Raw genomic sequence first — 12,064 nt, 5'->3', positions numbered from 1 at the left:
GCCGCATCCGCGCCATGTCCTTACAGTGAGCTCACGTGAACTTTTCCGATACGGAGAAAACGATGTTGAGTTTCCTGCTGTGGCTCGTGGTCCTCTTCCTGTGCTGGCCTCTGGCTCTGCTTGCGCTGCTGCTGTATCCGCTGGTGTGGCTGCTGCTACTGCCGTTTCGCCTGGTGGGCATCGGCGTGGAAGCGGTGTTCGAATTGCTGCGCGCCATCGTCATGTTGCCGGCGCGCGTGCTGCGCAGCAGCCCGGGGCGCTAGCCGGGCGCCGCCGCGCTTGCCCGCTACTGGCGCGTCACGCCTGTTTTAATGCCTGACGCTTGGCGCCGGGGGCACGGCGCGGCGCGGCGGAAGCAAGGGGACGGGCGGGCGCCGGATGGCGCGCCGCAGCCTGCACTGCTTCATTTCCAAGTGTAAAGATACTCATCGCCTCCACCAGCGTGGCCGCCTGTTCCTGCAAGCTGCTCGACGCCGCGGCCGTCTGCTCGACCAGGGCCGCGTTTTGCTGGGTCATGTCATCCATCTGGGTGACCGCATGATTGATCTGCTCGATGCCGGCGCCTTGCTCGGCCGACGCCACGGCAATCTCCGCCATGATGCTGGTGATGCGCGTGACGCTGCTCAGGATCTCGCCCATCGCCGTGCCGGCTTCGTTGGCCAGCTGGTTGCCCGCTTCGACCTGGCCCACACTATGGCTGATCAAGACCTTGATTTCCTTGGCCGCCGAGGCGGAACGCTGGGCCAGATTGCGCACTTCGCTGGCCACCACGGCAAAGCCGCGGCCCTGCTCGCCGGCCCGGGCGGCTTCCACGGCGGCATTCAGCGCCAGGATATTTGTCTGGAAAGCAATGCCGTCGATCACGGCGATGATGTCGACAATCTTGCGCGAGCCATCGTTGATGTCGCCCATGGTCTGCACCACCTGCGACACCACCGCCGCACCCTTGGTCGCGGCCTGCGAGGCGCCGAGCACGAGTTCGTTGGCCTGATGGGCGTTGTCGGCATTCTGCTTGACCGTGGAGGTAAGTTCCTCCATGGACGAGGCCGTTTCTTCCAGATTCGAGGCCTGCGATTCCAGGCGCGATGACACGTCGTTGTTGCCGGAGGCGATGTCACGCGTGGCCGCGCTGATGTTGTCGATGCTGGTCCGCACATCGCCGACGATGCCGCGCAGGCTATCGTTCATGTCCTTGAGTGCACGCAGCATCTTTCCGACTTCATTGTCGGCGCCGACCTCGAACTCATTGACCAGGTTGCCGCCAGCGACGCTTTGCGCCACCGCGACCGCATTGTTCAGCGGCACCGTGACGGCCCGCGTCACCAGCACCGTAAAGTAGCCGGAGGCGGCGAGCAGGGCCAACATCACGCCGAGCATGGTCCAGCGCTCCGTGTGGAAGTTGCCGATCTTGGTGACGAACATGACATCGAGATCGGCCTTGGCGGCGCTGTTGAGCGTGAACTGGGCGTCGATCGCGCGGGTGGCCGCCGCCACGTACTCGCTCGCGCTGTAGCTGAGCGTTTCCGGCTTGAGAATCTGGGCGGTGGCCAGTTCGGTGATCGTGGCTGACATGGAGACCGCGTCGTTCATCAGGGTGGACAGGCTTTTGCCGATGTCCGGGTTATACGCCGCCGCTTTGCCGAAGGCATTCGTGGTTTGCAGCACGCGGTCGTTGATGCGGCCGATCATCGATGAAATGATCTGGCGTTCGTCCTGGCTGGCTTCTTTCTTGCCGAGCAAGCCGGCACCCTTGGCCCGCAGTTGGCCGAGCTCCTCCGTCAAATACGGCAGCTGGTAGTACATGGCCTGGATCAGCTGGTAGGAATCCTTGTCCGGATCGAGGCTGAGGCCGTAGTAATCGGCGACCAGCTCGTTCACCTTCAGCAATTTGGCCAGCAAGGCAGTATGCGCGGCGTAACTTTGCGGCACGGTAAACGTTTTTCCGGAAACGCCAGCGCGCAAGCTCTCCCATTCCCGCTTGGGCTCCGACCACAACCGCCCAATGGCTGGATCGTCGATCTTGCCGACGAGGGCGTCGACTTCCATGTAGGCGGCGTCGGCCTCTTTCTGTTTGGCGGCGCGCTTGTCGCTGGCGTCGGCTGTGCCGCCCAGCACCAGCGCCGATAGGCCGCGATGCTGCTGGGTGAACTGGATCACGCGCAGCATGCTTGCCACGCCCGGCATGCCTGCCTGCTCGGACGAATAGGCCGCCAGCGCCTTGCCCGCTTCCTTGATGTACAGGTAGGTCGGGATGCCCGCCACCATGATCCCGATGACGCTCAGGATCAGATACGTGTGCCACACCTTGAGCTTGCCGAGTATCGATTGCGCGGACATGATAATCCTTTCAATAAGGTCAATCAGGATTGCATCTTGAATGTTGCTCTACGCAATCAATGGATCCATCATAGCTTTATCGATCTTAATATGCATCAAAAGTAAGGGTGTACGCGACAAACCTTGGCACAAAAAAGACATCTCATGTTGAATACTTAACAGACGAACCGGCGCGGCTAGCCTACATTGAGGGACGGACACTGCCTCCACGCGGAAAGCAGGAGTTCGTCTTCTCATTTTTATAGGACACCATCATGCGCTTGGACATCTACCGCAGGGCCGAACACGACGGCAAGTACTCCTACCTGGCCGTTCCGCAAGACCGTAATATTCCGAATGAGGCCACCAATACGGACTGGGAAGTGGAGGCCAGGGCCTTCGAGATCGCCGACGAAGCCGACCAGCTGCCCGACTACGATATCGAACGGCTCAACGAGCAGATCGCCGAAAAAGGCTATGCGGTGACCGCGCTGCATTAATTGTCGACCTAACCATCCCTGCTGGTGGCGCGCGCGATCCACGCGGGCTGCGAGCGCCAGCAATCTTTTCCATTTTTGAAAAAATTCCGGAGAGTCAAACCCCGGAGGTGCTGCCATGGCCGCGACGAGCGTGTCGCTGTCAATGAACAGGACGGAACCGGGCAGGGTGCCCGATTCGAAGGGAACAGTCAGTGGCGGGGCAACACTGCGCCCCCCGCCGTATGAGCAATACTTCAGGGAACGCAAGGACGGCGCGAGCCGTCCCTGGCCTTCGTCAGCCCCTTATGCGCCTGTCAGGCCGCTCGCCAGCTGCGGCGTGCCGTCATCGGGCAGCGTCATGCCGACCAGCTGCACGGGCGTTGGCGCCACGCCAGCCGCGCCTTCGGCCTGGTTGAAACCGACACCCTTGGCATCGACAAAGTTCGCCTGCGTCAGTGCGCTGTGCCAGTTCACGGTGGCCAGGTCGATCCGGCCCTCCAATGTCGCTTTGCCATTGTCCGCGCCCGCCAGGTCCTCGATCGAGTAGATCATCGCGGCATTGGTGGTGCCGTCGACCACTGCCACCACGTGGGTCATGGTTTCGGCGTTGTAGCCGTTGAAGAGGGCGCTGATCTTGGTCAGCGTGTCGTTGGTCGTGCCTGCCGCGACGATGGTGATCGACTTGTCGGTCGCCAGGTCGGCCGTGAGCGTCCTGCCGCCCAGGGCCGTGAAGTCGAGGTGATCGATGCCGGTGCCCGCCGCGTTGAAGCGGACGATGGTGTCGTTGCCGAAGTTCTTGTCGAAAACCACAGTATCGTTGCTCGACGCCGCTTTGGTCACCCCCGCGGCCGTTCCAAGGATCACCACATCGTTGCCCATGCCCGGCAGGATCAGGTTGTCGCTGGCCGCGATACTGTTCGCACCGGTGAGGCTGTGCACAGCGCCGTGATCGACCGCCATCGCGCTCGCGTAGTCGCCGTTCGCATTGAATGCGGCCAGCGAGGTGTGGATCACGTTGAGCAAGCTGTCGATCGATACCGCGCCGCCGGTCAGCCCGTAGGCCGCGGACCAGGCGCTCACCTGCGCCTCGGTCAGGCTGGCGGGGTCCAGCGTTTGCAGCGATATGTTCAGGTCGGCGGGGCTCATGACGCCGTCGAGCAGCGCCTGCACCATCAGCGCGCTGCCGGGACCGTCGTTGGCGCGGAGCAGTTGGCTCAGCACCGGGTCATCATTGATGGCATGCTTGATGGCCTCGTTGATATCCTTGTCGGTCGGCATGGTCATCGTCAACTTGGTTCCCACCGTCACCGTGCTGCTGATGCCCTGGAAGGTCACGTTGACCTTGGTGCCGGCCAGCTTGTAGGTATCGAGTGCATCGCTTTTCAGCGCGCCGTACTCGCGCGCCGGCGCCAGCAAGCCAATCTGGTCGGCGGTGTTGAAGACCCACTGCGCCCCGATGTAGGCGGTCGACGTCGCGGTGGGCTTGGCTTCGGTCGACAGGGTGACTTCCTGCAAACCCGAATTCTCGGCGTAGATGGCATCGTTGCCATTGCCGCCGTCGAGCACGGCATCGCCCGCACCGGGCTTGCGCAGCGTATCGTTGCCTTCGCCACCGCTCAGGGTAATATTGTTGTTCAAGTCCTGGTTGGCCATCCAGGCATTGTTCCCTTGCACGGAAGGCAGGATACGCAAGGTGATCTGGTCGTCCCCGAAGCCGCCGGCCATCTTGAAGCGGAAATCCGTCACGCCGGCCGCGCGGGTGCCGTGCTTGGCAGCCATGTTCGACGTGACGTCCAGCATGAGATTGTCGTTGTTGTTGCCGCCGAGGTAGATGAAGTCGACGCTCTCGGTGAGCGCACCGGTCTGGCTGCCGGGCTGGCCGATGTACTTGGCCACTGCCAGGTCGCCGACCACGGCTTCGATATCGACCCTGCCTTTCATGGCGCCGGCGTTGACCTGGCGTACATCGTGGAAACCGTAGGTGTCGCCGTGCTGGGAACCGCTGCGCTCGCTGACCAGGCCGGGAAAGGACTGGTCGGCGCTGTCGGTGCTGCCGCGCACTGCCACGTCGCCCTTGACGATGCCGTTGACCAGATTGACCGATTCGAGCTTGTTATAGGTCGAATTGATGGTTTGCAGGCGGCTGGAGTTTTCCACGGTGATATTGAAAGCCTCCACGCCGGGCTGGGCGAGCGTGGCGGTCGCTTTGGCGCCGATGACCAGGTCGCCGCCGGTGCCCCCGCGGCCGACACCATCGAGAACGACGGTGCTGGTAATGAGCGCGCGCCCCGCCGCGGCCGGTCCGATCGGCATCGCCTTGTGGATGGATTCATCAATGGGGATGCCCGGTGACAGCCAGCCCGAGGAGTTGTCGGTGGTCATGGTGCCGGTGCCCGGATTGGTGATCACGATTTCCGTCCCGCTGAGCAGGTGACCTGACTGCGTGTCGTATGCATCGAACTTGCCGCCCAGGGTCGCCACCAGCTTTTCCAGGCCCGGCGTGACGGCGAGCTGTGCCCGGATCGCGGCGAGCAGCTCGGGATAGGTCTGGGCCTGGTCGATCGCGGGCGAACGGACCTGCGTCGGCTTGCCGTTGAACAAAAACACAAAGCCGTCGTATGGGTTTCCTTTCAAGGGCGCGCCGTCGGTGTCGGCCGAGCGGGTATCCATCAGCTGCAGGCGCAACGTGTGCCCGCCGACGGTCGGATTGAGCGCGCGCAGGGCGGCCGTGTCGAAGTACACGCCGAAGTCGACATTGCCGGCATCGGTGCCGACCATGGCGACGGTGACGTTTTCCGGCAGCTGCGAACTGGCGATGCCGGCGCGGTCGATGACCAGGTCTCCGCGGCTGTGATTGCTTTCCCAGCGGGTGACACCCTTCATCAGCGCGCCGTTGATCTCGATCGGCGCGGTCGTGCTGATGCTGCCGTCGGCGCGCACGACAATGTTCTCGACGCCCTGGGTTTCCAGCGTCAGCGCGCTCGCCTGGAACACGCCGACATTGGCGCGCAGCGTGTCGACGCCGTCGCCGGCGCTAATGCGGTCGCCCGACTGCAAGGTGTTGCTGCTGCCTGCAATGTTGGCAACGAACAGGTTGGCGCCGCTGACGCCGGCGACGCTGTCGGCACCGGTGGTCAGCGCGATCGCCTTGGTCATCTGCGCGAGCGTGCCGACGACACCTGCCTGGTACGTCCCCGGGTCGGTGCTCGCGCTGACGCCGGCGAGCACGTCGCGCCCTAGCTGGGCGGCGACGGCGCCGTGGTAGGCGCCCACTTCCGCCACGGTGTCGAGGGCGTTCGTGAAATTGGTGGCGACGGCGACTTTCTTGGCGATCAGCGCGGCATCGGCGCCATTGGCGACGATGGCGCCGGTCAGGATCGAGTGGGCGGCGGCGGCGAGGGTCAGCGAGCCGGTATCGATCGCATTGGTCCAGAATGCGAGGCCGCTCTCAGCCGGCGCGCGGCCGAACAGGTAGTGGAAGACTGCGGTCACGAAGTGTGCGGTGACGAGGCCGGCCGCGCCGGTGCCGTACAGGACTGTCGACTCTGCGCTTTTGCCGAAACTGTCCATCAGCGCGCGAACGCTTGTGTTCGATGAATAGGCGGCATCGAGGTCGGAGGTCGTGGTCGGCGCGCCGGCCGCGGCCAGCGCCGCGGTCATGCTCTGGAGCCCGGCGCTGTCGGCGGGGCGGCCAAAATAGGAAATATAGAGTTCTTGCGCTACTTTCGTGTATGCACTTGCCGTGGCCATGGTCGTTCCTTGAAAGAATGATGGGATGCAGGAGCAGCGCGCCAACGGAACGTGCGGGCGAGGCTGGCCTGGCGAATATCTCTATATTGCCACATCGAAATTGCAAAACGGGGTGATTTTATTGTAAATATTTCTTTTTGTGCCCGGCTGGCGTCGCGCTCGCCGGTTTCAATACCTGGACAGCAGGGCCGAGGCACTGGCCTGGTCCGGGTGGGCCAGCAGAATTTCCCGGCAGGCGAGGCGCAGGTGCTCGTTGCCGGACGCCAGCCAGCCGGCGTGTGCAATGTCGGCCGGGTCGAGCTTTTTCGCCGCCTCGACCACGGCGGCGCGCAGCTCTGCCGCCGCACCGTTGCCGATCAGCGTGGCCAGGGATGGCAAGACGGCACGCAAGACCTCAGCGGACAGGACGGCGACGACGCGCGGCAGGCTGTCATCCCTCCCGCTCAGCAAGAGCGCTGGTTCGTCGGCGAGGATGATGTTCAGGGGTTCGCTGAGCGGGTCGAGGCCATGGCGTGCGCACATGATCAGCGCGAATAGCTCAGGCAGCAACTGCGGATACTGTTGCCGCCATATCAGGCTGGCCAGCCCGCCGTCGAGACGTACGGTTCGTTTGCGTAAATTGCCGGCGAAGCTGGCTTCGTCGTGGCGGATGATGCCATCGACGGCGTCGAAGAAATAGTCCTGGTCGTCGCCGGCGCTGTACGGCATCGCCGACAGCAGCGTCTGCGTCATTTTCCAGCGCAGTTGCGGGGTGACGTGAGGCCAGCGCCGCATGATCAATGCCGGATCTGCCACCCGGTCGTGATAGCCGTCCAGGTAGCCCGGGTGCTGGCGAAAGAAGTCATGCCACGCCAGCCAGCGCTGGCGCGCGCTGTACTGCTTGCTGCGTTGTCTGTAGGCCCATATGGCTTGGCGGAAGACATGCTCTGTCTTGCCCGCAACAGCGATCAGATCGGACGGGTCGTCGAGGCACTCAAGCAGGGGCAGCAAGCTCCAGTGCCCATTGTCATCATCCTCGAGCCCCGCCTCCCGAAGCAATGCAAGATGGGCGTCGACCATGGCCACTACCTCGGCGCGCGCAATGCCCGGATAGGGCAGGCGCAAGGTGACGCAGCTCAGCATGAACTCGCGCGCCGCAGCGAGCGCAAGCGGGTCCGTTCCGGCGCTGGCCATACGCTGCCGGCCCATCGCATGCATTTCCTCCGAAAAAGCGGCGTCGCGATACACAAGGTCGTCAGCGCCGCCCCACAAGACACCCCGCTTTCCCGTCATACGCGCGAACCTGCGCCACACGCTGGCGTCCTGCCGCCAGATGCAGGATGCGGTTCGGACAAGTCCCACGATCCGCAATGTGCCGACATCGCATTCGGCGATGAAGTCGATGACTTCCTGCGCACGCCCGTTCTGAAAACGCTCGGCGATTTCACGGGCGAGGTCCTTGTGGCCGCCGGTATGGATGCCGATCTCCAGCAGGGGTGTTGCGGATAGTTCGACGTGGTTCAACATACATTCTGTTTTTTAGCGGGGAATGCGCGACTTTTCCAGCGACCGCGGATGCGGCCGCCAGGTCGCCCATTCCGCGTTTCAAGTCGGGTGAGGCTTTCCGGGCAAACGGGAAGCCGGGCACTCCCCGTTTGCCTGCTTATTTCACTGCCGGCAGGATGTAGCGGTTGAGTAAGCTGAACGGAAATTCCGCCTTCTTCAAATTGTAGTTTTCGCCCGTGAAGACGGCGACGATATCGAGCGCGGGGACGATCATGATGTACTGGCCGCCATTGCCGTCGGCGAAAATGACGTCGTAGGAAACGTCTTTCATGGTTTCGACGCTGCGCCACCAGAAATAGCCGTAGCCGTTGCGGTTGGGCAGCGAGGTGAATTGCGTATGCTGGCGCGTCGATTCCGCCATCCATGCCGCCGAGACCAGCTGTTTTCCATTCCATTGCCCCTTTTGCAAGGCCAATTGGCCGAGCTTGACCATGTCGCGCGGGCGCATGTGGATGTGGCCGCCGGTATCGGTCTGGTTCCGGTTATCGAACTCGGCCCACCTGGCGCTCTGGATGTTCAGCGGGCCGAACAGGAATTCGTTGGCAAACGCCGGAATCGGCTTCTTGCTGGCCACGGCGATCACCCGCCCCAGCGCCATGGGATTGCCGGTGCAGTAGCGCGTCACGTGGCCGGGTGCGTTGGGCGCCTGCAGGTTGACGTAGAACTTGACCCAGTCGGTCTGCTGATACATGTTTTCTTCGTTGCCCGGCGAGCTGCGGGTCCAGTCGTCGCAGTCGAGGCCGCTGCGCATGGTCAGCATGTCTTCCAGCTTGAGGCCCAGACGGTAGGCTGGCGCGTTCGGATACAGCGGGTTCAGGTAGCTGCTCAGGGTATCGCCCACGCCGCCGACCAGGCGCTGGTCGATCGCCACGCCCACCAACAGCGACGTGATGCTCTTGGTCGCCGAGCGCAGGTCGTGCAGGGTGTCCTTGTCGTAACCGTTCCAGTATTGTTCGAGCACGGGCTTGCCGCGACGCGTCACCAGCATGCTGGAGATGCCATGGGTGCTGGCATCGGACAGCGAGGCGACGCCATCGGCCAGCATGGCCGCATCCATGCCGACCTCGGCCGCGGGAACGAGCGTCCAGTTATCCGACGGGTTGGGGGCCACGCGGACCTTGGTGTCCGGGCTGTTGCCGGTGGTGTTGTTGCCACCGCCGCCGTTGCCGCCACCCCCGCAGCCGCTCAGGGCGATGGTGAAGGCAAGGATGCAGGCGAGGGCGGAGGTGTCGCGCTTGGCCGGGCGGGACGGTAAAAGGAGGGGCTGGGTGTCGTTCAAAGTGTCTCCACGTAATTGTTATTGTATTTACATTTGTCGCACATGGATTACAACATATGTTGGCACTTGTCAGGAAAACATATTTTTTCTTAAGAAATAGTGATTACGGCGTGTTGACGGCCAGCAGTCCGGACGCTATGTCGACCGCAAGTAGGCATCGCTTCGCGTGTGTCGGGTCGCCCCGGTGTTGCGGTGCGGCGCACATGCCAGCACCGAGGGCGGGCAATTGGATTTGCTGCTGATTTGGAGCTTAACCGTTTGTCGATAACGTATACTGACTGTGGTTGTATCCCGAAGAACAAGGCTCCAGTCTTCCGGGGGCGCACGGCGCTTTCGCCGCAGGGATATCTCCGAGGCTTGTTTGGCACCGGACCATTTTAAAAATTCGCTTAAGGAAATGTCGTGGAGATCGTGTCCCCCGCCAAAAAAGTTCGCAAGGAGCGCCATGTCGTCCGTTTTTACGATGAGGACGAATCGTTGCTCGAGGAAGTTGCCGATTTTCTCGACGTTGCATTACGTTCGGGAGGCACCTCCATCGTTATCGCCACCGCGGAACACATTCAGACCCTGCGTCGTCATCTGGGCGGTCTTGGTACCCAGGCCGATCAGGCGCCCTGGTTTACCGGCGAGTTGATTGCCTTTGAAGCGGAGGTGCTTCTGGCCCAGTTCATGATCAACGACTGGCCCGATGAGCAGCGCTTCAATGAGATTGTCGGCAATATCGTTCGTGAAGCTTGCCGCGGTGGCCGGCCAGTGCATGCGTTCGGCGAAATGGTGGCCATTCTCTGCGACCACGGTTTCTACGATGCGGCTATCCGCCTTGAGCAACTATGGAACGGCTTGCACGACGCGGGTCATGTCTTTTCCCTGTTTTGTGCTTATCCCTGGAGCGCGTTCTCGTCAGCGGACCTGCTGACCAAATTCCAGCAGGTGTGTCGCCAGCACGACCACGCGTGCTCCCATAGCGCTGTGCCTGCGAGGTCGGCGCTGGTCGACCTTCCCATGCGTGTGGTCGAACTGGAGCAGCAGAATAGGGTGCTTCAGGGGGAATTGGAACGTGCCAGCGAAGCGACACGGACCCTGCGCCATCGGGAACAGGAATTGGCCGATTTTGTCAACAATGCGGCGGAAGGGATTCACCGCGTCGGGAGCGACGGCACAATTCTTTGGGCGAATAAGGCCGAGCTGGCAATGCTGGGTTATCGTTGGGAAGAATATGTCGGGCACCACATCGCGCAGTTTCACGTCGATCAGCCTGTGATTGAAAGCATTCTGGTGCGGCTGCGCAATGGCGATATTGTTTACGATCAGCCGGCACGGCTGCGCTGCAAGGACGGTTCCGTCATACATGTAGTCATTCATTCGAACGCCTGCTTTGAAGACAACAAGTTGCGCTACACGCGTTGCTTCACGCGCGATGCGACCGATCGGCTTCGCCTCGAGCAAGCCCATCGCGAGCGAGAGGCATTACTGACCGAGCTGACGCACATGAATCAGGCCAAAGATGAGTTCCTGGCCATGTTGGCACACGAATTGCGCAATCCGCTGGCCCCGATTTCGGCGGCAGCTCAGGCGCTCACCTTGATGGCCTCTGATCCGGAACGCGTCAAGCAGACCGCTGCCATCGTTGCGCGCCAAGCCGGACATTTGGCCGCGCTGCTCGACGACCTGCTCGATGTGGCGCGGGTCACGCGCGGACTGATCGAGTTGGATCGGGAGCGGATCGACCTGCGCGCTGTTGTGACGGCCGCCATCGAGCAGGTAGCGCCCTTGGTCAGCTCTCTCTCGCACCGCGTTGCCGTGGAGATGTCCGATATGCCGGCGTGGATCCGGGGCGACTACAAGCGTCTCGTTCAGGTGATGGCCAATATCCTGACCAATGCGGCGAAATACACGCCGGCAGGCGGTCGGCTGGACATCCGACTGACGAGCAACGCGCACGAGGTGGAGTTGACGGTTTCCGATAACGGGATTGGCATGTCCACTGACCTGGTTGACAAGGCCTTTCAACTCTTCGTTCAGGGGGAGCGTTCGTCGAATCGTTCGCAGGGCGGCTTGGGTGTGGGCTTGGCCCTTGTCAGAAGCCTGGTGCACGCCCATGGCGGTACGATCTGCGCCCGAAGCCCCGGTGTGGGCCAGGGAAGTACGTTTACGTTGCGCCTGCCGCTTCTCCATCACACTGACGTGCCGGCTGTTGAACCGGCTTGCGACGATGCGGCGCCGCCGTCACCTTTGTGCTTGGGTGTGCTGATCGTTGACGACAACATTGACGCCGCAAAAATGCTGGAAATGTTGCTGGAAATCGCCGGCCATCGTGTGACGCTTGCCCATACCGCAGCAGATGGCATTTGCAAGGCGCTGGAGCTGGCTCCAGACGTATGCCTGTTGGACATCGGCCTGCCGGACATGGACGGCAGGGATCTCGCTGGCCGCCTCAGGACCATGCCGGTGTTGGCGCGTTCACAGTTGATTGCCGTGTCCGGGTATGGCCAGCCGCATGACAGGCAGCGCTCAATCGATGCCGGATTCGACGATCACCTGGTCAAACCCGTGAAAACGGACGAGTTGCTGGCCTTGCTGGCTCATGGGCGCGCGTGATTCATCCTGCCAGCAGATTACCGCAGGACTGACGGAGTATCGCAAACCCGGGGGGCCGCGGGCTGCTTCGACTGCTGGCGCCAGCAGCTATGCCGTG

The 12,064-nt window shown here is 62.4% G+C and carries 7 protein-coding genes; 3 read left to right on the top strand and 4 right to left on the bottom strand.

Going from position 1 to position 12,064, the window contains the following annotated elements; all coding sequences use genetic code 11:
• The first annotated feature begins 62 nt into the window (after positions 1-62).
• Positions 63-263 carry a hypothetical protein gene (locus CR152_RS23835; protein ID WP_054264522.1) on the top strand — a complete coding sequence of 67 codons (201 nt, stop codon included), beginning with the start codon at positions 63-65 and terminating at the stop codon, positions 261-263.
• A gap of 34 nt (positions 264-297) precedes the next feature.
• Here the strand turns inward: CR152_RS23835 and CR152_RS34880 are convergent, their stop codons facing one another.
• Positions 298-2,337: a methyl-accepting chemotaxis protein gene (locus CR152_RS34880; protein ID WP_099879149.1), complete on the bottom strand. Its 2,040-nt coding sequence runs from the start codon at positions 2,335-2,337 to the stop codon at positions 298-300.
• A gap of 254 nt (positions 2,338-2,591) precedes the next feature.
• Between CR152_RS34880 and CR152_RS23825 the strand changes: the two genes are divergently transcribed.
• Complete coding sequence (locus CR152_RS23825) at positions 2,592-2,816, top strand: DUF6139 family protein (protein ID WP_099879147.1); 225 nt, start codon at positions 2,592-2,594, stop codon at positions 2,814-2,816.
• A gap of 282 nt (positions 2,817-3,098) precedes the next feature.
• Here the strand turns inward: CR152_RS23825 and CR152_RS23820 are convergent, their stop codons facing one another.
• From CR152_RS23820 to CR152_RS23810, 3 genes are all read right to left on the bottom strand, one after another.
• Positions 3,099-6,545 (bottom strand): DUF4214 domain-containing protein, encoded by a 3,447-nt coding sequence (locus CR152_RS23820; protein WP_099879146.1) that lies wholly within the window; start codon positions 6,543-6,545, stop codon positions 3,099-3,101.
• Positions 6,546-6,713: 168 nt separating this feature from the next.
• Positions 6,714-8,051: a hypothetical protein gene (locus CR152_RS23815; protein WP_099879144.1), complete on the bottom strand. Its 1,338-nt coding sequence runs from the start codon at positions 8,049-8,051 to the stop codon at positions 6,714-6,716.
• A gap of 136 nt (positions 8,052-8,187) precedes the next feature.
• Complete coding sequence (locus CR152_RS23810; RefSeq protein ID WP_099879142.1) at positions 8,188-9,369, bottom strand: serine hydrolase domain-containing protein; 1,182 nt, start codon at positions 9,367-9,369, stop codon at positions 8,188-8,190.
• A 402-nt stretch (positions 9,370-9,771) separates the two neighbouring features.
• Here CR152_RS23810 and CR152_RS23805 point away from each other — a divergent pair, with 402 nt between their 5' ends.
• Positions 9,772-11,967, top strand: coding sequence for a hybrid sensor histidine kinase/response regulator (locus tag CR152_RS23805; RefSeq protein WP_229413561.1), 2,196 nt, complete (start codon positions 9,772-9,774; stop codon positions 11,965-11,967).
• Positions 11,968-12,064: the final 97 nt, after the last annotated feature.

Source organism: Massilia violaceinigra (assembly GCF_002752675.1).
GTDB lineage: Bacteria > Pseudomonadota > Gammaproteobacteria > Burkholderiales > Burkholderiaceae_D > Telluria_A > Telluria_A violaceinigra.
Note: the sequence above shows the minus strand (reverse complement) of the source record. Positions and strands in the feature narration are given on the sequence as shown.